Origin of the sequence: Streptomyces pseudovenezuelae, assembly GCF_001513955.1 — a bacterium.
Classification (GTDB): Bacteria; Actinomycetota; Actinomycetes; order Streptomycetales; family Streptomycetaceae; genus Streptomyces; species Streptomyces pseudovenezuelae.
In genome coordinates, this window is record NZ_KQ948144.1 from 575045 (window position 1) to 600935 (window position 25891).

The 25891-nt window shown below is 71.1% G+C and carries 22 protein-coding genes and 2 tRNA genes; 20 read left to right on the forward strand and 4 right to left on the reverse strand.

Annotated features, from left to right (window positions below):
- Positions 1-24 precede the first annotated feature (24 nt).
- From AQI94_RS44955 to AQI94_RS02455, 6 genes are all read left to right on the forward strand, one after another.
- A complete protein-coding gene (locus tag AQI94_RS44955) occupies positions 25-189 on the forward strand; it encodes a hypothetical protein (protein ID WP_031051387.1) in 165 nt (54 codons plus the stop codon).
- A 79-nt stretch (positions 190-268) separates the two neighbouring features.
- Positions 269-907 (forward strand): nicotinate-nucleotide adenylyltransferase, encoded by a 639-nt coding sequence (gene nadD, locus AQI94_RS02435; RefSeq protein ID WP_007381975.1) that lies wholly within the window; start codon positions 269-271, stop codon positions 905-907.
- Between the two features lie 16 nt (positions 908-923).
- A complete protein-coding gene (locus tag AQI94_RS02440) occupies positions 924-2768 on the forward strand; it encodes an LCP family protein (protein WP_062229558.1) in 1845 nt (614 codons plus the stop codon).
- Between the two features lie 113 nt (positions 2769-2881).
- Entirely contained in the window at positions 2882-3325 is a 444-nt protein-coding gene (gene rsfS / locus AQI94_RS02445; RefSeq protein WP_031048459.1) for a ribosome silencing factor, read from the forward strand.
- Positions 3322-3981, forward strand: a complete 660-nt coding sequence (locus AQI94_RS02450) for a histidine phosphatase family protein (protein ID WP_031048456.1) — start codon at positions 3322-3324, stop codon at positions 3979-3981. The genes rsfS and AQI94_RS02450 overlap by 4 nt, the downstream gene beginning before the upstream one ends.
- Before the next feature lie 82 nt (positions 3982-4063).
- Positions 4064-4136: transfer RNA gene (locus AQI94_RS02455), tRNA-Ala, on the forward strand.
- A gap of 55 nt (positions 4137-4191) precedes the next feature.
- Here AQI94_RS02455 and AQI94_RS02460 read toward each other — a convergent pair.
- Positions 4192-5085 carry a helix-turn-helix transcriptional regulator gene (locus AQI94_RS02460; protein ID WP_031048453.1) on the reverse strand — a complete coding sequence of 298 codons (894 nt, stop codon included), beginning with the start codon at positions 5083-5085 and terminating at the stop codon, positions 4192-4194.
- Positions 5086-5310: 225 nt separating this feature from the next.
- Here AQI94_RS02460 and AQI94_RS02465 point away from each other — a divergent pair, with 225 nt between their 5' ends.
- From AQI94_RS02465 to AQI94_RS02475, 4 genes are all read left to right on the forward strand, one after another.
- Positions 5311-6678 carry an MFS transporter gene (locus AQI94_RS02465; protein WP_031048450.1) on the forward strand — a complete coding sequence of 456 codons (1368 nt, stop codon included), beginning with the start codon at positions 5311-5313 and terminating at the stop codon, positions 6676-6678.
- A gap of 69 nt (positions 6679-6747) precedes the next feature.
- Entirely contained in the window at positions 6748-6921 is a 174-nt protein-coding gene (locus AQI94_RS43815; RefSeq protein WP_107064274.1) for a hypothetical protein, read from the forward strand.
- 3 nt (positions 6922-6924) lie between these two features.
- Positions 6925-7158: a hypothetical protein gene (locus tag AQI94_RS02470; RefSeq protein ID WP_003976229.1), complete on the forward strand. Its 234-nt coding sequence runs from the start codon at positions 6925-6927 to the stop codon at positions 7156-7158.
- Positions 7159-7257: 99 nt separating this feature from the next.
- Positions 7258-7330: transfer RNA gene (locus AQI94_RS02475), tRNA-Ala, on the forward strand.
- A 115-nt stretch (positions 7331-7445) separates the two neighbouring features.
- On the opposite strand, the gene AQI94_RS02480 is transcribed toward AQI94_RS02475, so the two are convergent.
- Both AQI94_RS02480 and AQI94_RS02485 read right to left on the reverse strand, forming a co-directional pair.
- Positions 7446-9059, reverse strand: coding sequence for an NADH-quinone oxidoreductase subunit NuoF family protein (locus tag AQI94_RS02480; protein WP_031048449.1), 1614 nt, complete (start codon positions 9057-9059; stop codon positions 7446-7448).
- A complete protein-coding gene (locus tag AQI94_RS02485) occupies positions 9056-10387 on the reverse strand; it encodes a cytochrome b/b6 domain-containing protein (protein WP_225890136.1) in 1332 nt (443 codons plus the stop codon). Before AQI94_RS02485 ends, AQI94_RS02480 begins: the two co-directional genes overlap by 4 nt.
- Before the next feature lie 443 nt (positions 10388-10830).
- Between AQI94_RS02485 and leuS the strand changes: the two genes are divergently transcribed.
- The 9 genes from leuS to AQI94_RS02530 all read left to right on the forward strand — a co-directional run bounded on the left by leuS (position 10831) and on the right by AQI94_RS02530 (position 23054).
- Positions 10831-13707, forward strand: coding sequence for a leucine--tRNA ligase (gene leuS, locus AQI94_RS02490; protein WP_031048444.1), 2877 nt, complete (start codon positions 10831-10833; stop codon positions 13705-13707).
- A 154-nt stretch (positions 13708-13861) separates the two neighbouring features.
- Complete coding sequence (locus AQI94_RS02495) at positions 13862-14596, forward strand: hypothetical protein (protein ID WP_079062528.1); 735 nt, start codon at positions 13862-13864, stop codon at positions 14594-14596.
- 72 nt (positions 14597-14668) lie between these two features.
- Positions 14669-15514 carry a DegV family protein gene (locus AQI94_RS02500; protein ID WP_031051396.1) on the forward strand — a complete coding sequence of 282 codons (846 nt, stop codon included), beginning with the start codon at positions 14669-14671 and terminating at the stop codon, positions 15512-15514.
- A 431-nt stretch (positions 15515-15945) separates the two neighbouring features.
- Positions 15946-17004, forward strand: coding sequence for a ComEA family DNA-binding protein (locus AQI94_RS45450; RefSeq protein WP_318658102.1), 1059 nt, complete (start codon positions 15946-15948; stop codon positions 17002-17004).
- Positions 17001-19733, forward strand: coding sequence for a ComEC/Rec2 family competence protein (locus AQI94_RS02510; RefSeq protein ID WP_225890138.1), 2733 nt, complete (start codon positions 17001-17003; stop codon positions 19731-19733). Before AQI94_RS45450 ends, AQI94_RS02510 begins: the two co-directional genes overlap by 4 nt.
- A complete protein-coding gene (locus tag AQI94_RS02515) occupies positions 19714-20568 on the forward strand; it encodes an arylamine N-acetyltransferase family protein (RefSeq protein WP_031051403.1) in 855 nt (284 codons plus the stop codon). The genes AQI94_RS02510 and AQI94_RS02515 overlap by 20 nt, the downstream gene beginning before the upstream one ends.
- Before the next feature lie 72 nt (positions 20569-20640).
- Positions 20641-20886 (forward strand): hypothetical protein, encoded by a 246-nt coding sequence (locus AQI94_RS02520; protein ID WP_037943528.1) that lies wholly within the window; start codon positions 20641-20643, stop codon positions 20884-20886.
- Between the two features lie 562 nt (positions 20887-21448).
- On the forward strand, positions 21449-22438 hold the full coding sequence (gene holA, locus AQI94_RS02525; RefSeq protein ID WP_199814413.1) for a DNA polymerase III subunit delta: 990 nt from the start codon (positions 21449-21451) through the stop codon (positions 22436-22438).
- Between the two features lie 217 nt (positions 22439-22655).
- Entirely contained in the window at positions 22656-23054 is a 399-nt protein-coding gene (locus AQI94_RS02530) for a nuclear transport factor 2 family protein (protein WP_031061629.1), read from the forward strand.
- A 316-nt stretch (positions 23055-23370) separates the two neighbouring features.
- Here AQI94_RS02530 and rpsT read toward each other — a convergent pair whose 3' ends face one another.
- Positions 23371-23631 (reverse strand): 30S ribosomal protein S20, encoded by a 261-nt coding sequence (gene rpsT, locus AQI94_RS02535; protein WP_031061631.1) that lies wholly within the window; start codon positions 23629-23631, stop codon positions 23371-23373.
- Between the two features lie 261 nt (positions 23632-23892).
- On the opposite strand from rpsT, the gene lepA reads away from it, so the two are divergent.
- Positions 23893-25761: a translation elongation factor 4 gene (gene lepA / locus AQI94_RS02540; protein ID WP_031061633.1), complete on the forward strand. Its 1869-nt coding sequence runs from the start codon at positions 23893-23895 to the stop codon at positions 25759-25761.
- Positions 25762-25891 lie beyond the last annotated feature (130 nt).

A 25891-nucleotide genomic window follows, 5' to 3' on the forward strand; every position in this document is an offset into this window, starting at 1 on the left:
CCCACCGGATAGGTCCTGCCGAAGATGAGCTTCCACAGCACCGCTGCCCAGTTGGTCACCCTCGCCGCTGAGGGCGAGGAGCACGGCGGCAACCACGAGAGCCTCGACCCCTTGGTGACCGGCGGCGCCGCCTTCCTCATCCTGCTGCTCCTGCTGTGGATCACCACCCGTTTCAACCGCGACCGCTGAGGCACCGAGTGCCCAAAGCGGGGCACTCCGGGCCTGCGCCGGCCGAGGTCCTCAGGCCGGGCCGGTAGGGTCTGCACGCATGGGAGAGCAGGACATGCCTACCGGCCCGGGCAACAGCCCGTCGAACCCCGGCAAGCGCCGCATGGGCGTCATGGGCGGAACGTTCGACCCGATCCACCACGGGCACCTCGTGGCGGCCAGCGAGGTCGCCGCGCAGTTCCACCTGGACGAGGTCGTGTTCGTGCCGACGGGCCAGCCGTGGCAGAAGACCCACCGCAAGGTTTCCCCGGCCGAGGACCGCTATCTGATGACGGTCATCGCGACCGCCGAGAACCCGCAGTTCTCGGTCAGCCGCATCGACATCGACCGCGGTGGCGCGACCTACACCACGGACACCCTGCGCGACCTCAAGGCCCTCAACCCCGACACCGACCTCTTCTTCATCACGGGCGCCGACGCCCTCGGCCAGATCCTCACCTGGCGGGACGCGGAAGAGCTGTTCGCCCTCGCGCACTTCATCGGAGTCACCCGGCCCGGCCACACCCTGGCCGACCCCGGGCTCCCCGAGGGCGGCGTCTCGCTCGTCGAGGTCCCCGCCCTGGCCATCTCCTCCACCGACTGCCGCGCGAGAGTCGCCAAGGGCGACCCCGTCTGGTACCTGGTGCCGGACGGCGTCGTGCGCTACATCGACAAGCGCGAGCTGTACCGCGGCGAGTGAGCCGAGAGGGGCACCGGTGAACGACCGATACGACGCGGGCTACGGCGACGACCCGGAGAACCAGTACACGATCGTCGGCTACGACGAGTACGGCCGACCGGTGTACCAGCAGGTCCCGCCGCAACAGGCCCCCCAGCAGCAGTACGACCCCTACGCCCAGCAGGGCTACGGCTACGACCCGTACGCCACGGGCGGGCAGCCCGCGCCGCCGTACGACACGGGCACCCAGAACCCCGTCCCGCCCTACGACCCCTACGGCACCGGCGACACGGGTCAGCAGGCGCCCGTACCGCCCTACGACCCCTACGCCACCGGGAGTCCGCAGGGCGGCGGTTCGGCAACGGCGTACGACCCCTACGGCCGGGCCGCCGCGAGCGGCCAGCAGCCCCGCGTCGCCGAGCAGACCGCCTACATCCCGCAACAGGGCGGGCCGGCCGGAGCGACGCAGGCCGGACAGGGGCAGCCCGCGGGCTCCCGGACCGGCCAGGGCTACCGCGGCGCGGTTCACGAGGATCCTGCCGGCGCCGGCCGCCCCGGTGCGGGCCAGGCCGGTGCGGAGGCCGCCCACGGGGACGAACGGCAGTACCACACCGCGCAGTTCGCGTTCGTCGAGGAGCCCGACGGTGACTCCGAGGACGTCATCGACTGGCTCAACTTCACCGAGAACCGCACCGAGCGCCGCGAGGAGGCCAAGCGCCGCGCCCGCAGCCGGCTCGTCGCCCTCGTCGTCGTCCTCGCCCTGGTCGCGGTCGGCGGAGTCGGCTACCTCTGGTACGCCGGGAAGCTGCCCGGTCTGTCCGGCACGGAGAGCAAGCAGGACACCCCGGTCGCGGCGAGCGCCCAGAACCGCGACGTGATCGTCGTCCATCTGCACAACACCACGAAGGGCGGCACCTCCACGGCGCTGCTCGTCGACAACACCACCACCAAGCAGGGCACCACCGTCCTGATCCCCAACTCCCTGGCCGTGTCGTCCGACGACGGCTCCACGACGACCCTCGCCAAGTCGGTCGACGACGACGGCTCGTCCGGGACCGTCGACTCCCTCGACACCACCCTCGGCACCGACATCGAGGGCACCTGGCGTCTGGACACCCCCTATCTGCAGAACCTGGTCGACCTCGTCGGCAACATCGACGTCGACACCAACGCCGCCGTGCCCGACCCGGGCGCGAAGAAGAAGGGCCAGGCGCCCCTGGTGGGCAAGGGGAAGGACCAGACCCTCAGCGGCAAGATGGCCGTCGCCTACGCCACCTACCGTGCCTCCGGCGAGGCCCAGAACGCCCAGCTGGAGCGGTTCGGCCAGGTCCTCCAGGGCGTACTGCGCAAGCTGTCCTCCGACCCGGCGGCCGCGACCACCACCGTGCAGACCCTGGCCCAGATCCTCGACCCGTCCCTGACGGACAAGGACCTCGGCACCTTCCTCGCCAAGCTCGCCGACCTCGCCAAGAGCGGCGACTACAAGACCGCCCTGCTGCCCGTCCAGCAGGACGGCACCCTGAGCGCGGAAGCCGGCGCGGGCGTCGTCAAGGACGTCCTCGGCGGCAAGGCGAAGAGCCCCGACAAGGACGCGGCGGTGAGCGTCTCGGTCCAGAACGCCACCGGCACCAAGGACAACACCGAGAAGGCCCGCGTCGTCCTCCTCAACGGCGGCTTCACCTTCGTCGACGGCGGCACGCCCTCCTCGGCCCGGGCCACCTCCAAGGTCGTCTACGCCGACGCTGCCGACAAGGCGAACGCCACCGAGGTCGCCAAGACGCTCGGCCTGCCCACCAGCGCCGTCAGCAAGGGCACGATCGCATCGAGCGCCAACGTCTCCGTGCTCCTCGGCCAGGACTACAAGCCCGGCTCCTCGTCCTAGGCCCCGCTCCGGGCCGTGAGCGCCACCCCACGTGATCTCCAGCGACGCGTGGGGTGGCGTCGGCGGTCCGTGAGACCCTTGATGTCAATCGACCGCCGACCGAAAGCCTTGTAGTGACCGCCACTGACCGTTCCCTCGAGCTCGTCAACACCGCCGCGCAGGCGGCCGCCGACAAGCTCGCCCACGATGTGATCGCCTACGACGTCAGCGACGTCCTCTCGATCACCGACGCCTTCCTGCTGGCGTCCGCACCCAACGACCGCCAGGTCAAGTCCATCGTCGACGAGATCGAGGAGCGGCTCTCGAAGGAGCTCGGTGTCAAGCCGGTGCGCCGCGAGGGCGACCGCGAGGCCCGCTGGGTCCTGCTCGACTACGTGGACATCGTCGTCCACGTCCAGCACAGCGAGGAGCGCGTCTTCTACGCCCTGGAGCGGCTGTGGAAGGACTGCCCCGAGCTGGAGCTGCCGGCGGACGCCAAGGCGACCCGCGGCAAGGCGCAGGAGCACGCCGAGCTCCGGGCCGAGGAGGACGACGCCGAGTTCGGGGAGCCGCGGTGACCGCTCCTGCCGACCGCAAGAGCCGGGGCCGCCGCGTCATCCTGTGGCGGCACGGCCAGACCTCGTGGAACGTGGAGCGCCGCTTCCAGGGCACCACCGACGTCGAGCTCACCGAGACCGGCGTCGGACAAGCCCGCCGCGCCGCCCGGCTGCTGGCCTCCCTCCAGCCCGACGCGATCGTCGCCTCCGACCTCCGGCGCGCTGCGAACACCGCCGCCGAGCTCGCCGCGCTCACCGGCCTGGAGGTGGCCCACGACGAGGGCCTGCGCGAGACCTACGCGGGCGTCTGGCAGGGGCTGACGCACGACGAGATCATCGCCCGGCACGGCGAGGAGTACGCCGCCTGGAAGCGGGGTGAGCCGGTCCGCCGCGGTGGTGGTGAGCTGGAGAGCGAGGTCGCCGACCGCGCCGCCCCCGTCGTGCTCCGGCACGCCGAGAAGCTCCCCGAGGACGGCACGCTCGTCGTGGTCAGCCACGGCGGCACGATCCGCACCACCATCGGCCGGCTGCTCGGTCTGGACGCCCATCACTGGGAAAGCCTCGGCGGCCTCTCCAACTGCTGCTGGTCCGTCCTCGGCCAGGGCGCCCGCGGCTGGCGCCTGCTGGAGCACAACGCCGGAACCCTCCCCGAGCCGGTGCTCGGCGACGACGACTGAGGGCTCCGGACCGGATTTCACTTTCCGGCAGGTCGCAGGCTAAAGTTCTTCTTGTTCGCCCCGCGGAGCGGGGGGAACGTCCGGGGCTATAGCTCAGTTGGTAGAGCGCCTGCATGGCATGCAGGAGGTCAGGAGTTCAATTCTCCTTAGCTCCACGGATCGACACTCTGTTGAGTTGTCAAAGATCGATTGATGAGGATCCCGTCTCCTTCAGGAGGCGGGATTTTCTGTGTGCTCCCGCTCCACCTGTTTCCCCTCCGCCTGTTCCACCTCCGTGTGCTTGCGCAGTCGCACCGCCTTCTCCCGCGTCTCCTCGTCCTCCGGGGTGTAGACCACGATCCGGCACTCGGGCATCCCGTCGATCGACAGCGACTGGGAGGTCATCCGCAGTTCGCCCACGGCCCGGTGGCGGAAGGTCTTCACCCGTGGCCCCGGCGGCACCACCTCCCCGCTCGCCCAGAGCTCGGCGAAGTACGGGCTGGCCGCCGACAGACCGCGGATGAACTCCTCCCAGGCCGGCTCGCCCACATGCCGGCCGTACGAGGACCGCAGTGTCGCCACCATCACCGGCAGCTCGCGCTCCCGGTGCAGCAACGGGCAGGCCTCGTCGGACACCGTGAACAGCGTCCACAGCGCGTTCGCCACCCCGATGCCGAGGATCTCCGGTATCAGGAACAGGTCGCGGTAGCCCGTGTTCGTGGCGAGGATGTCGTAGCGGGAGTTGTAGACGACCGCCGGGAGAGGGGCGAGGGCGTCGAGGATGCCCTGCACCTCCGGGCCCGTCGAGCGCGTCAGACCTTCCGGGGCCGGGGCGAAGGGCACCTGCGCCAGGCGGTACAGATGCTCCCGCTCCGGCGCGTCCAGCCGCAGGGTGCGGGCCACGGCATCCAGGACCTGTGCGGACGCGTTGATCGGCCGCCCCTGCTCCAGCCATGTGTACCAGGTCACACCGACACCGGAGAGCTGGGCCACCTCCTCCCGGCGCAGTCCCGGGGTGCGGCGCCTGAGGCCCGGCGGCATGCCCACGTCGGCCGGGGTCACCCGGGCCCGCCTGCTGCGCAGGAACGTGGCCAGCTCGGGCCGTCGTCGCTGTGTCGTCCTCATCGTCACGTCCCCCTCGTCACGACCATCCTCGGTGCCGCGCCCGGCGCTTGCCAGGTGCTGGCAGTACCAGCATCGGCGGGCTCTCGGCACCCGTACCGGGGTGTCCTCATGCTCGACGGCATGACGACAACACCCCGGACGGGACCGGATTCCGCGTCCGGTTCCCCACCTGCCAGAAGTGAAGCACCCGCCACTGACAACCGGCCCCGGCCGCTGCTCGCGCTCGTGCTCGCCGCCCAGTTCATGGCGCTGCTCGACGTGTTCATCGTGAATGTCGCGGCCCCCACGATGGGCACGGAACTGCACGCCTCGGGCGCCCAACTCCAGCTGGTCGTCGCCGGATACGCCATCACGTACTCGGTGCTGCTGATCACCGGAGCACGGCTCGGCGAACGGTTCGGGCACGGCCGGGTCCACCTCGCCGGGCTCGCCCTGTTCACGGGGGCCTCGCTCGCCTGCGGTCTCGCCCAGAGCGCCACCGGGCTGATCGCCTTCCGGCTGGTGCAGGGCGCCGGTTCGGCGGTGATGATCCCGCAGGTGCTCAGCCTGATCCAGCGCAACTTCACCGGCGAGGCCCGGATGAAGGCGCTCGGCGTGTACTCGGCGGTCCTCGCGGTCGGCGCCGCCGCCGGGCAGGTCGTCGGGGGAGTGCTGGTCAGCGCCGACCTGTTCGGCACGGGCTGGCGGCCGGTCTTCCTCGTGAACGTCCCCGTGGGCCTCGTCCTGCTGGTCCTGGGCACCCGTGTCCTGCTGCCCGGGGACCGTCCCACGCCCCGGGACCGGGCGCGCGGCCTCGACCTGCCCGGCCTGGTGCTGCTCGGCGCGGCCGTGTCGCTGTGCACGGTTCCGCTGGTGCTCGGGCAGGAGGAGGACTGGCCGCTGTGGTCCTGGCTGTCCATGGCCGCCGCCGCGATCCTGTTCGCCCTCTTCTGCGGCTACGAGTCCCGGCTGGCCCGGCGCGGCGGCGCCCCGCTGATCACACCGAGGGTGCTGCGCCATCCCGGCACGGGGCTCGCCGCCTTCCGGATCATGGCGGTCATGGCCGTCAACGGCGGCTTCCTGTTCGTGCTCACCCTGTACGTGCAGGGCGGCCTCGGCTACAGCCCGCTGCGGGCCGGACTCTCCTTCGCGCCGACCGCGGTGGTCTTCGGCGTCGTCGGACTCACCTGGCGCCGGTGGCCCGCGTCCTGGCAGCGGCTGCTGACGCCCGCCGGGTTCCTGATCACCGCGCTGGCGGCGCTGGGCGTGGGGCTGGTCCTGAAGGACGGCGGCGAGGGCGGCATCGCGCTGTACGCCGCCTACGCCGGCGTGGGCGTCGGGCTCGCCCTCGCCTTCAGTCCGACGCTCACCGGGGCCCTGGCCACGGTGCCGCCACGGCACGCGGCGGACGCCAGTGGGCTGCTCGCCACGGTCACTCAGCTCGGCCAGCTGATCGGTGTCGCGGGCTTCGGCACACTGTTCTTGAACCGACTTGAGTCACTGGGCCCCTCTGAGGCGTATACCTCTGCGGAGGCGCTGTGGGCGTGCATGTTCGCGCTGGCCGGGACCGCCGCGGTGGGCGCCGTGTCCGGACTGGTACTCAGGCGTCGCTGACCGTATTGGTCCGGCCGTGGCAGAATCAAACGGCCGGAAGGGGGCGCGGCCCGACGGGAGGGAGTAGTGATGCCTGCGAGCATCCTCGCGGAGGTCGGCCACCTCCGCGAAGCGGCTTCGACAAGGGACACGACGGTGCGCCTCATCTGCCCTTCCTGCGGTTCCGTCCACGTGGCCCAAGTACTCGGCGACAACGGCGGGATCTCCTACGTGTGCACGGCCTGCGGCCACAGCTGGAGCTGATCGATGGGTGCACACAGGCGAAAATGCGACTGGTGCGGCAGCGGGACGCCGATCGTGCGGGACATGGAGCCGGTCAATCCCGACTACCAGTACTGGTGCGAGGAGTGCGCGCGGGCGCTGATCATAAAAGGCGACCCCATCGAGACGTACCGCGAACTGGAGGGTGAGCCGATCTACGGTCGTCTCCTCGAAGAACACTGCACGCTGAAGCGGTTCTACTCGTTCGTGACCGCTTGACGTCGTCCCCGCTGCCCGCAGGGAAACGATTTGGTGTTCCACCCGGTGGACCGTGTAATGTTGGCGTCGCCGCCAGGGAAACCGGGCGGAGCGCAGCACGGGGCTATAGCTCAGTTGGTAGAGCACCTGCATGGCATGCAGGGGGTCAGGAGTTCAAATCTCCTTAGCTCCACAGAGATCCCGCCAGATCATTCGATCCGGCGGGATTGTTGCGTTTCCAGGGGGAGTTGCTCGTATACGGCGAAGGGGGCCGCCCGATCTCGGGCGGCCCCCTTCGTGACGTCGGCTCAGCGGCCCAGCGCCCGCCTTCCGCGGCCCTGGGACAGGACCGGCAGGTTGCGGGTGGGCCCCTTGTCGCGGGCGCTCTCCTCCTCCAGGCGCAGGGCGAGCGCCGGGCAGCGACGCACCGCGCGTAGAGCCTTCGCCTCGGCGTAGCGCGGTACCTGGGCCTGGGCGACGGTCGGGAAGCCGTCGGCGCCGAGTTCGAAGACCTCGGGGAGGATGTCGGCGCACAGGCCGTGGCCCCGGCACAGCGTCCAGTCGACGTAGATCTTCTGGCGGCTGGGACCGTTCTCCTCGGCCTCGGCGCCGCCCGGGATGCCCGTCGGCATCTTGCCGCCCTCGAAGAGCGGCAGAACGCCCTCCACGGGCCGTCCGCAGCCATTGCCGAGGACATGGGCGGCCAGGTCGTCCGTGAACGCCTTGATGGTCGACTCCAGGAACATCGCGGAGCCGTCCGGGTGCGAGCACGCGCCGCGCCGCTTCACGTTCTTGGCGACCTGCTTGAGCGCCTCCAGGGCGGCCGGACCGCCGCCGTTGAGGATGTCCTCCATGCCGCGCGCGGCGGCCGGCAGTCCGAGGTAGCAGGGGCCGCACTGGCCCGCGCTCTCCTCGGCCAGCCACTGCGCCACCCGCAGCGACTCGCCCAGCGGGCAGGTCTCCTGAGTGATCGGCAGGATCGCGCCGGCGCCGAGCGCCCCGCCCACGGCGTCCAGGGAGTTGCGGGAGACGACCGCTTCGTTGACCGTCGCCGCGTCGATCCACTTGCCGTGGTAGCCGCCGGTCAGGACGCCCTGCGGGACCGGCGGGGCGCCGGCCAACTGCAGGACGTAGCGCAGCGGTACGCCGGTGGGCACCTCGATCACCATGGGGCGCGCGACCGCGCCGGAGACCGTGAGCAGGACGGTGCCCGGCTCGTCGTACAGCCCGGTGTTGCCGTAGCGCTCCGGACCGATGCGCGCGGCGATCGCCAGCTGCGCGAAGGTCTCGGCGTTGGACAGGAGGGTGGGCGCGCCGCCGACGCCGTTCTGCGAGGCGCTGACCTTGCGGCCGGGCGGGATGGCCGGGCCGCCGTCGATGGAACGGATCAGCGAGGCCGCCGCTCCGGTGACCATGCGGACGGGATTGCGCTGCACGCGTGCGCGGAGAGCCGACCTGCGGCCGTTGCTGAGGCCGCGCTCGGCGAGGGCGGCCTCCATGGAGCGCTGTGTGGACTCCCGGGTGACCCCCACCACGAGCGTGCGGGCACCCAGGGCTTCGGCGGCCAGGAGGGCGCCGTCCAGGATGAGGTGCGGGGCACGGTTGATGAGCACCGTGTCCTTGCGGCAGGCGGGTTCGTCCTCGCTGCCGTTGACGACGACGACCGGCCGGACACCGCGCTTGATCGCCGCTTCGGCGACCGAGCGCAGCTTCTTGTGGAAGGGGAAGCCGGCGCCGCCGCGCCCCTTCAGGTTGATGGCTTCGGACAGCTTCGCGAGCTGTTCGCCGCCCATGGGTTCGAGCGGCCCATGCACCTTCAGGTGCATGGGCAGGTCAAGTCGTTCGACAAGGTCGAAGCCCGACGTGAGTTGGGGAAGACCGACCACGCGGACTTCTGGTACGTCGGGCAGGGCCTCGTTCACCTATAGCCTCCGGACGGCGTGTTCCAAGGTTCGCCCGAACCCGGTGAGTCGAAGTCGTACGACTGACCGGGCGTTGGATCAGTGGCGGGACCGCTGTTGTACGTGTCATTCGAGTTGTACGTGCCATACATGGTGTTCGACTCACCGGTGTCGCGTACATCACCTGTGAGATAGCTGGCCGTGCCTGAATTGCCCCCATAGGTGGGGATGTTGTATCCCGTGTCCTGGAGCGGGTCGTAGACGGACGCGGGCGCCTCGCCGACCGGTGGCGGGGACGGGATCGGCCAGCTGCCGGAGGTGCTGCCCCCGGTGTCCATGCGCGCGATGGGGTCCGTGGCCGCCTGCATGTCCATCGGCATGTCCATGCGTGCGGTCTGGCCGGTGTCGAAGGGCTGCTGTGTCCCCGGCGACATGGCGCGATAGGCGGCGGCGAACCCGCTGCCCGCGGGTTCGGAGGCCGGAGGGGCCTGGTAGGCGGGTATCGAGCCGGTCTGGGACAGGCCCTCGTAGCCGGGCAGGGCGGACTCCGAGCGCCGGCCGGCGGACTCGGGTGCCCTGCGGCTCTCGCGGCCCGGTGCGGCGCTCTCCGCGGCCCTCCTGGCCCGGCTGGCCTCGAGCTCCTCGCGGCCCGGCCGCTCCTCGGCACCGAGGAGCATGGCGACCCGGTCGGTGATCCTGCGCTTGAACGGGCGCGGTGCCGCGCGCAGGGCGAGGGCCACGATGACGCCGAGCACGCAGAGCGCGTACATGTAGGTGAAGATCGGGGCCTTCACCGCGCGGCCCGCGTACAGGCCGTGGACCAGCCCGGCGCACCAGGCCGGGTAGGCCAGCATGTGCATCGCGCGCCAGCGGGCCGCGACCGGCGCCGGGGACGCGAACCGGTTGCGCAGGGCGCCGGTGATGCCGACGAAGATCATGAGCTGGCCGGCCAGGGTGCCGAGGCCTATGAGGCCGCCGCTGCTGCTGAAACCGAGCCCGAACGGGATGAACGCGGCGATCCACGTGGTGTGGTCGAGGGTCAGTTTGATTCCGATGTGCAGCAGAAGGAACGAGATCGAGCCCACCGCGGTGATCCGGTGCACGCCCTGGGCGACGATCCGCTGCCGGGTGTTGAGGATCAGCCGGTCCTGCGCGACCAGCCCCCAGATCACGGAACAGGTCAGGAGGACAAGCGTCACCACGCCCGCCCCGAAGTTGAGGAAGTCCTGGAGCCAGACACCTCCGTACACCACGACCAGAGGGATGGCCAGCAGGAAGACGGCCGTCGCCACCCCGTAGGCCGACCGGCCCGTCCTGGGGAGCGTGTTGTTGCTACTACGAGGGTTCATGGGGGCAACTCCGAGCGGTTCGGGAAGGCGGTCCCGCTGCCGCACTCTAAGTGGCGCCATACCGATGGGTACGGCGTTTGAGTTATTGCGTTGTTATCAAACGGCCGTGGGGCTGTTGTGATGCCCCTTAGTAACTGTTACGCGAAGTAATCATTGACCTTGGTTCAGTTCTGTCGGATCGGACGGTGCTCTCGACTGCGGCGGCGAGTGCGGCACCCGGTGCCAAAGAGGCATACGTAAGCTCGTCGCCGCTTGCTCAACGCCTGCGGTACTCTGACGCCATGCGTGCCGTACGCCTTCTGCTTAGCGAGCCGCGCTGATCAGTCCCGACCACCGGTGAAGACGTGGTCGGAATCGGCGCGGCGTCCCCTCCTGTGCGAGGGGATTTTTCGTTTCCGGACGACACAGCCGCTGGCAGAGACGATCGATGGAGCTTTGAGGACATGAGCGAGACGAACCCCGCTGCCCCCGCCGAGGTGGCCGCGCCGCACCGCTACACGGCCGCCGTCGCGGCCGAGATCGAGGCACGCTGGCAGGACATCTGGGACGCCGAGGGCACCTATGCCGCGCCGAACCCCAAGGGTGACCTGGCGGGCGACCCGGAGCTGGTCGCCAAGCCCAAGAAGTTCATCATGGACATGTTCCCGTATCCCTCCGGTGCGGGCCTGCACGTCGGCCACCCGCTGGGCTACATCGCCACCGACGTCTTCGCCCGCTTCCAGCGGATGACCGGCCACAACGTCCTGCACACCCTGGGCTTCGACGCCTTCGGCCTGCCCGCCGAGCAGCACGCCGTGCAGACCGGCGAGCACCCGCGGATCACCACCGAGGCCGCGATCAACAACATGAAGTCCCAGCTGCGCCGGCTGGGCCTGGGCCACGACAAGCGCCGGTCGTTCGCCACGATCGACCCGGAGTACTACAAGTGGACCCAGTGGATCTTCCTGCAGATCTTCAACTCCTGGTACGACGACGAGGCGAAGAAGGCCCGCCCGATCTCCGAGCTGGTCGCCGCGTTCGAGTCCGGTGAGCGCACGGTCCCCGGTGGCCGCTCCTGGACCGCCCTGTCCGCCGCCGAGCGTGCCGACGTCCTGGGCGAGTACCGCCTGGCGTACGCCTCCGAGGCGCCGGTCAACTGGTGCCCGGGCCTGGGCACCGTGCTGGCCAACGAGGAGGTCACCGCCGACGGCCGCTCCGAGCGCGGCAACTTCCCCGTCTTCAAGGCGAAGCTGCGCCAGTGGAACATGCGGATCACGGCGTACGCCGACCGTCTGCTGGACGACCTGAACGAGCTGGACTGGCCCGAGGCCATCAAGCTGCAGCAGCGCAACTGGATCGGCCGCTCCGAGGGCGCCCGCGTCGACTTCCCGATCGACGGCGAGGCCATCACCGTCTTCACCACGCGCCAGGACACCCTGTTCGGCGCGACCTACATGGTGCTGGCCCCCGAACACCCGCTGGTCGAGAAGTTCACCCCGGCCGCCTGGCCCGAGGGCACGCACGACGTGTGGACCGGCGGTCACGCCACTCCGGCCGAGGCCGTCGCCGCCTACCGCGCGCAGGCCGCCTCCAAGTCGGACGTAGAGCGCCAGGCCGAGGCCAAGGACAAGACCGGCGTCTTCACCGGCGCGTTCGCGACCAACCCGGTCAACGGCGAGCAGATCCCCGTCTTCATCGCCGACTACGTCCTGATGGGCTACGGCACCGGCGCGATCATGGCCGTACCGGCGCACGACACGCGTGACTTCGCCTTCGCGCGCGCCTTCGAGCTGCCGATCCGCTGCGTGGTCGAGCCGAGCGACGACCGGGGCACGGACGCCTCGACGTGGGACGACGCCTTTGCCTCGTACGACGCCAAGATCGTGAACTCGCACGGCCAGGACATCTCCCTGGACGGCCTGGGCGTGACCGAGGCCAAGGCACGCATCACCGAGTGGCTGCAGCAGAAGGGCATCGGCGAGGGCACCGTCAACTTCCGGCTGCGCGACTGGCTGTTCAGCCGCCAGCGCTACTGGGGCGAGCCCTTCCCGATCGTCTACGACGAGGACGGCATCGCCCACTCGCTGCCCGAGTCGATGCTGCCGCTGGAGCTGCCCGAGGTCGAGGACTACTCGCCGCGCACCTTCGATCCGGACGACGCGGACACCTCCCCGGAGACCCCGCTGTCCCGCAACGAGGACTGGGTCAACGTCACCCTGGACCTGGGCGACGGCCGCGGCCCCCGCCCGTACCGCCGCGAGACCAACACCATGCCCAACTGGGCCGGTTCCTGCTGGTACGAACTGCGCTACCTGGACCCGCACAACGATTCCGTCCTGGTCGACCCGGAGATCGAGCAGTACTGGATGGGCCCGCGCGCGGGTCAGCCGCACGGCGGTGTCGACCTGTACGTCGGCGGCGCCGAGCACGCCGTGCTGCACCTGCTGTACGCGCGCTTCTGGTCCAAGGTCCTGTTCGACCTGGGGCACATCTCGTCGCCCGAGCCGTTCCACAAGCTGTTCAACCAGGGCATGATCCAGGCCTTCGTCTACCGCGACAGCCGCGGCTTCCCGGTGCCGGCCACCGAGGTCGAGGAGCGCGACGGCCAGTTCTTCCACGCGGGCGAGCAGGTCAAGCGCGAGCTGGGCAAGATGGGCAAGTCCCTGAAGAACGCCGTCACCCCCGAGGCGATCTGCGAGGAGTACGGCGCCGACACCCTGCGCCTGTACGAGATGGCGATGGGCCCGCTGGACGTCTCGCGTCCCTGGGACACGCGCGCGGTGGTCGGCCAGTACCGGCTGCTGCAGCGGCTGTGGCGCAACATCGTCGACGAGGCCACCGGCGAGGTGACCGTCGTCGACACCGAGCCCGACGAGGCCACGCTGCGCGCCCTGCACAAGGCCATCGACGGGGTCCGCCAGGACCTGGAGGGGCTGCGCTTCAACACGGCCATCGCCAAGGTCACGGAGCTGAACAACCACCTGACCAAGGCGGGCGGCGCGGTCGCGCGCCCGGTCGCCGAGGCGCTGGTGCTGCTGATCACGCCGCTGGCCCCGCACATCGCCGAGGAGCTGTGGCGCAAGCTGGGCCACACCGGCTCGGTCGTCCACCAGGACTTCCCGGTCGCCGACCCGCGGTACGTCGTGGACGAGACCGTCACCTGCGTGGTCCAGGTCAAGGGCAAGGTCAAGGCCCGCCTGGAGGTCTCGCCGGCCATCTCCGACGACGAGCTGGAGAAGGTCGCGCTGGCCGACGAGAAGGTCGTGGCGGCGCTGGACGGGGCGGACATCCGCAAGGTGATCGTGCGGGCGCCGAAGCTGGTGAACATCGTTCCGGCGTAGTGCCTGTCCGGTGCGGTTGCGCCGGGTTTCGGCTCGGGCCCCTAGGGGTTGCGTGCGGGCAGGTTCGGGGTTCCTCAGGAACTCCGGGCCTGCCTGTTGCGTTTACCGTTGAAGAGCGGCGCGGGCCGTCCGCGCCGGTCGGAGGAGGAGCGTTGTGGAAGCAGTGATCGCGATCGTGGCCCTGCTTTTCGTGCTCTTCGTGGCCCTCGGCGCCTACGCCACGGTGAAGGTGGTCGGCGCCGCCAAGCGCGGAGTGGACCGCACCATCACCCAGGCCCGGCGCACGGTCGAGGACCACACCCTGCGCGCCAAGTCCTTCGCCCAGGTCGGCCCGGCGGGCGAGCTGGCCCAGTTGCGGCTGAAGCTGCGCACCTCGATGCGGGCGACCCAGGACGCCCTCCAGGCGAGCGTGGCCGAGGACGAATCCCTCAAGGAGTCCGTCGGCCTCTTCCGGCGGCTCAGCGCGCACGGCCACGAGCTGGACGGCGAACTCAAGCGCCTGGAGGCCGAGCCCGACCGGGCCAAGCTCGCCGAGCGCCTGCCGGGCCTGCGGGAACGCACCGAGCGCATCACACAGTCGGCCGACGCACTGCGCTGGGCGGCACGCGACCGCGCCCACCGCTTCGCCGACGACGACCTGGACACACTGAGCGCGCAGATCGACGTCGAGTCGGGCGCCCTGCGGCACTGGACGAAGACCGAGCCCGCCGCGACACCGCCCCCGTGGCCCGAGGCGCCCGCGGCCGACGCCGGGCCCGGGCAGCAGACCTGGCCCGAGACGCCCCGCTCCCGCACCGCCGAGGAACCGACACGGCCCGCCATCACCCCGCCGGGACCTCGCCCCACGTATCCCTGGCAGAAGAAACCCCGTCCCGAGAGCACGACTTGATCCGCACACGGCGGCCCCGGGCGACAGGGGCCGGGCTGCCACCCGGACGCTACGGCAGGTAACCTCCAGCTCATGTCCCGCCATGTCGCGATCGTCACGGATTCAACGGCCTACCTGCCGCAGGGGACGATGGAGCGGCACGGCATCACAGCGGTACCCCTGACCGTGGTCCTCGGCGACCGCGCGCTGGAGGAGGGCACCGAGATCACGGCCCGGTCGCTGGCGCAGGCACTCCAGAAGCGACGCCCCGTCACCACCTCGCGGCCCAGCCCGCAGGCCTTCGCGGAGCACTACCGCAAGGTCGCCGAGTCCGGCGCGACCGGCATCGTCTCGCTGCATCTGTCGGCCGAGCTCTCCGGCACCTACGACGCCGCGGTCCTGGCGGCGCGTGAGGCGCCGGTGCCGGTGCGCGTCGTCGACACCGGCATGATCGCCATGGCTCTCGGGTTCTGTGCGCTCGCCGCCGCCGAGACCGCGGAGGCGGGCGGCACTGTGGACGAGGCCGTCACGGCCGCGGAGAAGCGGGCCGCGGGCACGTCCGCCTATTTCTACGTCGACACCCTCGACTATCTGCGCCGCGGAGGCCGGATCGGGGCAGCGCAGGCCCTCCTCGGTTCCGCGCTCGCCGTCAAACCCCTGCTGAAGCTCGCCGGTGGGCGGATCGAGCCCCTGGAGAAGGTGCGGACGGCGTCCAAGGCCATCGCCCGTCTGGAGGAGATCGCCGCGGACCGGGCCGGCAGCGCGCCGGTCGACATCGCCGTCCACCATCTCTCCGCCCCCGACCGGGCGTCGGCCCTCGCGGACCGTCTGCGGGCGCGGGTGACCGGACTTGCCGACCTGCATGTGAGCGAGGTCGGGGCCGTGATCGGGGCGCACACGGGGCCCGGCCTGCTGGGGGTCGTGGTCTCGCCTCGGTGACCGGGGGCGCGAGGTTGTAGGTGGGGTGGGGTGGGGTGGGGTGGGGTGAGGTGAGGTGGGCTGGGTTCGTGGGTTCGTCACTCCCGTCACTCGTCCGGGTGGCGGGTTTTTCCACAACCGGTGGGTAATCCCCGGGAATTGACCAAGATCATCGCGAGGGTGCGGGAGTGCCCGATCCTCGGCGCATGGCACTTCGATCACGCTCACGTACAGCGACGGCGACCAGCGGGCCGGGCCGCGGCCCCCATTCCGACGGACGCTCCCGACACCGACGGCCGACCACCCGGGGCCGGGTCCGGCATCGGCATGCCGCCTCGGCGGACGAACTCCAGCGGCGGGCGGAGGCACTCTTCGCCGAACGGGCGGGGGAGCGGCGGGACTCGGGGAAGGGGCCGCCGTCGGGTGGTCGGCCGGGAGTCGCCGAGGAGGTGGTGGAGGTCGGTGCGGAAGCCGGTGCGGCGCGCCTGGGGGATGTCCGGGCCGTGGATGTCGTCGGGTCCGCCGATGTCGTCGGGTTCGTGGGGAGGGCTCCTCGGGAGGTAAGGGCTCCCGAGTCCGGCCCGCGGGGCGAAGGGTTTGCGGAGGGGGCCCGGTGGGATCGCGGTTCCGCTGAGAGCGCTCGGTCGGACGGTGGCCCTCGGGAAGGGGACCGGACAGACGTCGACAGCAGCAGTAGCGGTAGAAGTCGCAGTAGCGGTGGCGCCTGGCGAGACGCCGATCCCCGGAGCGGGGACTGGCGGGAACGGGCCGGGCTGGCTCTGCGAGAGCGGATGCCGGTGTGGTTGCAGACGCGGTGCGGGCTGGAGCGGCGGAACGTGGTCGCGCTCTCTGTACTGCTGGTCGTGGCCGCGGTGTTCGCCCTCCAGCACTTCTGGACGGGCCGGACGCAGCCCGTCCAGGCGCCCGAAGTGGTGCGCGCGGCGGCCCCGTTCGGGGAGAGCGGCCCGGAGAGTGGGCAGACCGGCGCGGGTGGACGGCGAGGTCCGGCCGAGCCTGCCGTCTCGGGCGGGGGCTCGAACACGGCGGGCGCGCCCGGAGCCGAGATCGTCGTGGACGTCGGTGGAAAGGTCCGCGAGCCCGGGATCCAGCGGTTGCCGGCCGGTTCGAGGGTCGCCGACGCGCTGAAGGCGGCCGGTGGCGTGCGCCCGGGCACGAACACCGACACGCTCAACCGCGCGCGGTTCCTTGTGGACGGCGAGCAGGTGGTCGTCGGCGGCCCGCCCGCACCCGCACCCGTGGCAGGGACGGGCGGGCCGGGCACGGGTGGTCCCGTCACCGGTGGTCCCGCTGGGGCGGCGGCTCCCGTCTCCCTGAACACGGCCACCGTGGACCAGCTCGACACGCTGCCCGGAGTGGGCCCCGTGCTGGCCCAGCACATCGTCGACTACCGCACCCAGCACGGCGGCTTCCGCTCGGTGGACGAGCTGCGTGAGGTGAATGGCATCGGCGACCGCCGCTTCGCCGATCTGCGGAATCTCGTACAGCCATGAGGGACGACTCGCAGGCGCGGCGACGGCACGAGGATGAGGCGTTGGCAGGGGTGTGGCCACGGGGGCGGGCCACTGCGCGCGCCGAGTCAGGGAAGCGGCTCGGGGACGCGCATCCGCGGCAGGAAGGGCCGACGGATCTGCGGTTGGTACCGGCGGCCCTCGCGGCCTGGGGCACCGCCGCCGTGACCCTGGATGCGTCCGCGGGGTGGGTCACGGGTGTGGTGGCGGGTTGTCTGGTCCTCGCCTGCGTGCTGTTGGCGGCACGGTGGCGCGGGGTGCGGGGCCTCGGCGGGGGCGGCCGGGTGCCGGTCGCCGCCGTGCTGCTCTGTGTCTCCGCGGCCGCCGCCTCCGCCGGGCTGCACGGGGCTGATCTGCGGCGGGGACCGGTGCCCGCACTGGCCCGGCAGTACGCGACCGTGACGGCTGAGGTCCAGGTGATCTCCGACCCCCGGCTGACCCGCCCCCGCGTGACGGGGGATCACGCGGCCCCGACCGCCGTCGTCATCGGCGCCGAGGTCCGACGGGTGGAGACGGCGGACGGGCGGGTGGTGGCGACACGGACGCCGGTGCTGCTGATCGTCGACGCGCGTTCGGGGGCCGGCTCGGGTTCACAGGCCGGGGCCGTTGGTCGTCCCGGGAGCGTTGGGGCGGTGGCCGGCCCGACATCCGGGCCGACGTCCGGCTCGACGCCCGCCGTGGAAGGCCCCGCTCGTTCGCAATGGCTCGGGTTGTTGCCATCCACGCGGCTGCGGGTCACCGCACGTACCGCGCCGGCGCTGGTCGGGGGCGACCGGGTCGCGGCCGTACTGCGGGTGCGGGACCGGGGAGGGCCCGAGGTCGTGGGGGAGGCATCGGGCACACAGCGGTTCGCGGGGCGGTTGCGGGCCGGGCTGCGGGAAGCCACCGACGGGTTGCCGGCGGATGCCCGGGCCCTGTTGCCGGGGCTGGTCGTCGGGGACACCGCGCGGATCACACCCGAGTTGGACGAGGCCTTCAAGGAGACCGACCTCGCGCACACCCTCGCCGTCTCCGGCAGCAACCTCACGATCCTGCTCGCCCTGCTCATCGGACCGCCCGGACTCGCCCAACTCGTCGAGCGACGGGGGCTGGCGCCCCGCCTCGGGGTGTCGCTGCGGGCGACCGCGCTGCTCGGCGGCGGGCTCACCCTGGGATTCGTCGTGGTGTGCAGGCCGGACCCCAGCGTGCTGAGGGCGGCGGCCTGCGGGGCCGTCGCACTGCTCGCCCTCGCGACCGGGCGCCGCAGATCACTGATCCCGGCGCTGGCGACGGCCGTACTGCTGCTGGTGCTGTACGACCCTTGGCTGGCCCGCAGCTACGGCTTTCTGCTGTCCGTGCTGGCCACCGGGGCGCTGCTCACGCTCGCGCCACGCTGGAGCCTGACGTTGCGCCGACGCGGGGTGCCGCCCCGGACGTCGGAGGCGTTGGCCGCCGCTGCCGCCGCGCAGGCCCTGTGCGCGCCGGTGGTCGCGGTGCTGTCGGCGCGGGTGAGCCTGGTCGCGGTGCCGTGCAATCTGCTCGTGGAGGTCGCGGTCGCCCCGGCCACGGTGCTGGGCTTCGCGGCGCTGGCGACGGCACCGGTGGCGATGCCGGTGGCCAAGGCGCTGGCCTGGTGCGCGGGTTGGCCCGCCGGGTGGATCGCGGACGTCGCCCGGACCGGGGCGTCGTTGCCCGGCGGGGGAGTGGACTGGCCGGGCAGCTGGACGGGGGCGGGACTGCTCGCTCTCCTCACCGGGCTCCTGCTGCTCGCCGGGCGGCGGTTGCTGGGACATCCCTGGTGGTGTGCCGGCTGCGTGCTGGTGTTCGTGCTGGCGGTCGTGCAGCCGCCCCCGCTGGCCCGGGTGATCACGGGGTGGCCACCGCCGGGCTGGCGGCTGGCGATGTGCGACGTGGGCCAGGGCGACGCGATGGTGCTGGCGGCCGGTGAGGCCACGGGCGTGGTCGTGGACGCGGGCCCCGATCCGGCGCTCGTCGACGACTGCCTGCGCACACTCGGCATCACCAAGGTGCCGCTCGTGGTGCTCACCCACTTCCACGCCGACCATGTGGCGGGGCTGGCCGGGGTGCTGCGGGGCCGTTCGGTGGGGGCGATCGAGACGACGGGACTGGAGGAACCGGTGGACCAGGCCGAGTCCGTACGGCGGGAGGCGGCGGCCCGGCGTATTCCGGTGACGCGTGCCGTGGCCGGGGAGGAACGGCGCACGGGGACCCTGGCCTGGGAGGTGCTGTGGCCGCCGGCGGGTCCGGCGGTGCCGGTGTCGGAGGGGCCCAACGACGCCAGCGTCACGATGCTCGTGCGGTCGGCCGGGCTGCGCTTCCTCCTGCTCGGGGACCTCGAACCGCCCGCCCAGCAGGAGCTGTTGCGATCACCCGCGGGGGCGCGGCTGGCCGGGGTGGACGTCCTCAAGGTCGCTCACCATGGTTCGGCCTACCAGGACCCGGAGCTGATACGCCGGGTCGCCCCGCGGCTCGCGCTCATCTCCGTCGGTGCCGACAACACCTACGGCCACCCCGCTCCCGGGACGGTCGCCGCGCTGCGGGCCGGGGGCGCGGTGGTGCTGCGGACGGACCGGGACGGGGCGCTGGCGGTCGCCGGGAGGGGCGGCGGAAACCGTGGTGGTGAGGCGGACGGCTATGACGGTGCGGGTGGCGCGGCCGCTGGGGAGCTGTGGGTGGCGCGAGACTGGACGCATGAATCCCACACAGGTTGACGCGTATCTCCGCCGTCTGGGAGTCCAGCACCCGGCGTGGCCCACGGTGGAGGTCCTGCGGGAACTGCATCTGCGCCATCTGCAGACCGTGCCCTTCGAGAACCTGTCGGTGCACTTCGGAGAGGAGATCGTGCTGGAGGAGGAGCGGCTGGTGGAGAAGGTGGTGGGCGCCCGTAGGGGAGGGTTCTGCTACGAACTGAACGGAGCGTTCGGGGCGTTGCTGGCCGGGCTCGGCTTCGACGTCACGCTGCTCGCGGGCCGGGTGTACGGGGACGCGGGGCGGCTCGGGATCCCGTACGACCATCTCGCGCTGCGGGTGCGGACGGTGGACGGGGGTGAGTGGCTGGCCGACGTCGGGTTCGGGGCGCACAGTCACTACCCGTTGGCGTTCGGGGTGCGGGGCGAGCAGGAGGACCCCGGGGGCACCTTCCGGATCGTCGAGGCGGGGCCCGACGCGGCGGGAGTGCGCAGCGGGGACGGGACGGTGAAGAAGGGAGGGAGTGACGCCGCGGACCTGGATGTGGTCGTGGGCGGCAGGAGTCAGTACCGGCTGGAGGTACGGCCTCGGGTGCTCGGTGACTTCGTGGCCGGGGCCTGGTGGCACAGCACCTCGCCGGCCTCGCACTTCACGCAGTCCCTGGTGTGTTCGAGGGTGACGGAGGATGGCGGGCGGATCACGCTCAGCGGACGGGTTCTCAAGACGACGGCTGCCGACGGGGCCCGTGAGGAACGGGAGTTGGAGACGGACGAGGAGGTGCTGGAGGTGTACCGGGAGACGTTCGGTATCGCACTCGGCCGCGTGCCGACTGTGCGGGACGCCGGCCGTCAGGACTGATCCGGCCCGGCGTTTCCGAGCGGGCGGCTGTGAGGATTCCGGGCTTGGGCGCGGGGCCTGGAAAATGGTGCCGTGAGCGATGTGAGACATGTGCTGGTGCTGCCCGATCGGGATGCCGCGGAGGAGGTCGTCGAGGCGCTCTCGGAGCGGTTCGGGGTGGATGAGGAGCCGCAGGTCGTCCGGGACGCGTTGGCAGGGGAGGACGACGCCGAGGACGCGCAGTGGCTGGTGGTGCTGCGAGATGCGGCGGGGCGGTTGGATGCCAGGGAGCTGGAGGAGTTCGTGGGGGAGTGGGACGGGTGGCGGGAAGAGCCGTGAGGGCCGCGGGGCCGTGGCTCGGGGGGCCTGAGAGGGAGTGAGGGGGCTGGCCGCCCTCTGTGGCTTCCTCTGCGGCCCCCTCGGTGGGTCCATCGGCTGCCGCTGCCGCTGCCGCTGCCGCTGCCGCTGCCGCTGCCGCTGCCGCTGCCGGTGCCGGTGCCGGTGCCGGTCTGGTCGGGTCGGTGCCGCTTCCGGTTCGGTGCCGTTCCCGGCTCCGGTGTCGGGGCCGTTGCGGGAAGGTGGGCGGCCGGTTTTCAGCCGGCCCGGCTCTGAGGCGTGATTCCGGTGCCGGTGCCGGTGCCGGTGCCGGTCTGGTCGGGTCGGTGCAGCTTCCAGTCCGGTGCCACTCCCGGTCCGGTGACAATTCCGGTTCGGTGCCGCTCCCGTTCGGTGCCGGGGCCGTTGCGGGAACGCGGGCGGCCTGTTGCCAGCCGGCCCGGCCCTGAGGCGCGGGCGTCCGTGGCGCGGGGACCGCGTGACCGGCCTCACCGGCCGCACCGGCGCACACTCGTCGGTGCCCGTGGCCGCGGCACTGTCAGTGCCCCGTGCCATGCTGTACGCGATGGCCAAGAAGACTGCTCATGACGACCTCCTCGCCTCCGTGACCCTCGCTGTGGGGCAGGAGGAACTGCTGCTCGACCGGGCTGTGCAGGAGGTGGTCGCCGCTGCTCGGGCCGCTGACGCGGACACGGATGTGCGGGATCTGACGTCGGACCAGCTGCAGCCGGGGACGCTGGCCGAGTTGACCAGCCCGTCGTTGTTCGCGGAGCGCAAGGTCGTGGTCGTGCGCAACGCGCAGGACCTGTCCGCCGACACCGTCAAGGACGTGAAGGCGTATCTCGGGGCGCCCGCCGAGGAGATCACCCTCGTGCTGCTGCACGCGGGGGCGGCGAAGGGCAAGGCGCTGCTCGACGCCGCGCGCAAGGCGGGGGCGCGCGAGGTCGCCTGCCCGAAGATGACCAAGCCGGCGGACCGGCTGGCCTTCGTGCGACAGGAGTTCCGGGCGACCGGGCGGTCGGCCACGCCCGAGGCGTGTCAGACGCTGGTCGACGCGATCGGGAGCGATCTGCGAGAGCTGGCGGCCGCGGTGTCCCAGCTGGTCGCCGATGTCGAGGGGACGATCGACGAGGCCGTCGTGGGGCGGTACTACACCGGGCGGGCCGAGGCGTCCAGCTTCACTGTCGCCGACAGGGCGGTGGAGGGGCGGGCCGCGGAGGCGCTGGAGGCGTTGCGGTGGTCGTTGGCGACCGGAGTCGCTCCGGTCATGATCACCAGCGCGCTGGCGCAGGGCGTGCGGGCCATCGGGAAGCTGTCGTCGGCTCGGGGCGGGCGGCCCGCTGATCTCGCGCGTGAGCTGGGGATGCCGCCGTGGAAGATCGATCGGGTGCGGCAGCAGATGCGGGGGTGGACGCCGGACGGTGTCGCCGACGCGCTGCGGGCCGTGGCTGAGGCGGACGCCGGGGTGAAGGGCGGAGGGGACGATCCCGAGTACGCCCTGGAGAAGGCAGTGGTGGCGATCGCTCGGGCGGCCCGTTCACGGGGGCGGGGCTAGCGGCGCGTGGCGGAGCTGAGTTTTCGCCGTTGCTGTTGCCGTTGCCGGCAGGGCTCGCGGTGTCCTGGAGGGTGCCCCGTACTGCCGCCGTAGCGCGTCCGCGCTGGCGCCCGGCCCCTTCCCTTCTCGCTTCTCAAGCTGGCTCCCCCTGTCCCCGGGGAGGACAATCGTTCCTGTCAGCCGAACATCGCCGGACAGCAGAGAGGTGGCGGTCGTCATGGCTGAACATCCGCACGCAGTGCTGGTTCGTCAGGGGTTCGAGGCGTTCGCCCGTGGGGACATGGACACCCTGCGGGAGCTGATCGCGAAGGATGCCACGCATCACGTGCCCGGAAACCACCCGCTCTCGGGGGACTTCAAGGGGCAGGACGCGATCATCGACATGTACCGGAAGCTCGGGCAGGAGACGGGTGGGTCGATGCGTCTGGAGATGCTCGGGATCGCCGTCGACGGGCGTGGGCACGCCGTCGGGATGTGCCGGGTCACGGCCGAGCGGCGGGGCAGGCACCTGGACGACACCGGATGCATCGTCTTCCGCATCGTCGGGGACAAGGTCACCGACCTCGACGAGTGCCTTGAGGACATCGACAAGAGCAATGAGTTCTGGGCGGAGTGACCCGCAAGGGCACGAGCCGCAAACGCACGAGCCGCAAACGCACGAGCCGCAAACGCACGAGTCGCAAGGGCACGAGCCGCACACACCCCGCCGGGACGCATGACGAAGACCCCGGTCACCCCGCCCTGGGGAAGGGCGAGCACACCGGGGTCTTCGTATCGAGCTGATCGAGCTGTCGGAGTCACGCCCGCGTGGCGAACGCAGGCCGCGCGTGACTCCTGGGAGCCGGTCGGGAGCGGATGAGAGGGCCCGCTCTGGGTCCTTCCGGCGGTTCGGCCCCGTGGAACGGGACCGGTCAGATCAGAGAAAGTAAGGCTTAGACGCCCGCGACCTTCGAAGCAAGCGCCGACTTCTTGTTGGCGGCCTGGTTCTTGTGGATGACACCCTTGGAGACGGCCTTGTCGAGCGCGCGCGCAGCAGCGCGGTTCAGCTCGGCGGCCTTCTCGGTGTCACCCGCGGCAGCGGCCTCACGGGCCTTGCGGATCGCGGTCTTCAGGGAGGACTTGACGGCCTTGTTGCGCAGCCGAGCCTTCTCGTTGGTCTTGATCCGCTTGATCTGGGACTTGATGTTCGCCACGAATGAGCCTCTACAGGTTCAGGCACGGAGTCAGGAGGATTCCGAGCAGAAGAGCAAGGAAGACCCTGGTTCCGGACCAGGTGATTTCTTGGAGTTGTGCCTCGCGCTGAGAGGGCATGAGACACAGCCACCCAGAGTACCAGCGGCCCGGTGAGTGGCCCAAACCGGTCGCCGGTCCCCGCCCGTGGGACCATGGAGGCTACGTATCGATCCGACCCGAGACCGCAGACACTGCGGACGCCTCAAGAATCAGGACCCTGCGTGCCCGCGATCCCCAGCCACGTGCCCGAGCCGAGCCGTACCGACCCGGCTCTGATCCGCAACTTCTGCATCATCGCGCACATCGACCACGGCAAGTCCACCCTCGCCGACCGGATGCTCCAGCTGACCGGTGTGGTCGAGCAGCGCCAGATGCGTGCTCAGTACCTCGACCGCATGGACATCGAGCGTGAGCGCGGAATCACGATCAAGTCGCAGGCGGTGCGTCTGCCGTGGGCCCCCACCGGCGACAAGAGCAACACGCACATCCTCAACATGATCGACACCCCGGGGCACGTCGACTTCACCTACGAGGTCTCGCGGTCGCTCGCCGCGTGCGAGGGCACCGTCCTCCTCGTGGACGCCGCCCAGGGGATCGAGGCCCAGACTCTCGCCAACCTGTACCTGGCGATGGAGAACGACCTCACGATCATCCCGGTGCTCAACAAGATCGACCTGCCGGCCGCGCAGCCCGAGAAGTTCGCCGAGGAGCTCGCGAACCTCGTCGGCTGCGACCCGTCCGACGTCCTCAAGGTCTCCGCCAAGACCGGGCTCGGTGTCGACGCGCTGCTTGACCGGGTCGTCAAGGAGGTCCCGGCCCCGGTCGGCGTCAAGGACGCCCCCGCCCGCGCGATGATCTTCGACTCGGTCTACGACTCCTACCGCGGGGTCGTGACGTACGTCCGTGTCATCGACGGCCAGCTCAACAAGCGCGAGCGCATCAAGATGATGTCGACGGGCGCCACGCACGAGCTGCTGGAGATCGGGACGAACTCGCCGGAGATGCTGGCCGCCGACGGCCTCGGTGTCGGCGAGGTGGGCTATCTGATCACCGGTGTGAAGGACGTCCGCCAGTCCAAGGTCGGTGACACCGTAACCAGCCAGCAGAAGGGGGCCACGGAGGCGCTCGGGGGGTACAAGGACCCCAAGCCCATGGTCTTCTCCGGTCTGTATCCGCTGGACGGCTCCGACTACCCGGAGCTGCGCGAGGCCCTCGACAAGCTCCAGCTCAACGACGCCGCCCTCGTCTACGAGCCGGAGACCTCCGCGGCCCTCGGCTTCGGCTTCCGCGTCGGCTTCCTGGGCCTGCTCCACCTCGACGTGATCCGTGAGCGCCTGGAGCGCGAGTTCGGGCTCGACCTGATCGCCACCGCGCCCAACGTGGTCTACCGGGTCCTGATGGAGGACGGCACCGAGCACGTCGTCACCAACCCGAGCGAGTTCCCCGAGGGCAAGATCAACGAGGTGTACGAGCCCGTCGTACGCGCCACGATCCTCGCCCCGACCGAGTTCATCGGCTCGATCATGGAGCTGTGCCAGACCCGGCGCGGCACCCTGCTCGGCATGGACTACCTCTCCGAGGACCGCGTCGAGATCCGCTACACGCTCCCCCTCGCGGAGATCGTCTTCGACTTCTTCGACCAGCTGAAGTCGAAGACGCGCGGATACGCCTCGCTGGACTACGAGCCCACCGGCGAGCAGACGTCGTCCCTGGTCAAGGTCGACATCCTGCTGCACGGCGACAAGGTGGACGCCTTCTCGGCGATCACGCACAAGGACGCGGCGTACGCCTACGGTGTGCGGCTCGTCGCCAAGCTGCGCGAGCTCATCCCGCGGCAGGCCTTCGAGGTGCCCATCCAGGCCGCCATCGGCTCCCGGGTGATCGCCCGCGAAACCATCCGCGCCATCCGCAAGGACGTCCTCGCCAAGTGCTACGGCGGTGACATCTCCCGTAAGCGGAAGCTGCTCGAGAAGCAGAAGGAAGGCAAGAAGCGGATGAAGATGGTGGGTTCCGTGGAGGTTCCGCAGGAGGCCTTCATCGCGGTGCTCTCCAGCGATGACAGCGCGGGGTCGGGCAAGGGCAAGAAGTAACCGCGGGTTACAGCCGGTTGCCTGTCGAATCGGACGGAAAGGGGTCCGTCGTGCGAAAGTGCGACGGGCCCCTACGCGTGCGTAACGTCGCGCTCTGTAGGAAGTGACAGGCCGCCGCCCCTTACGAACG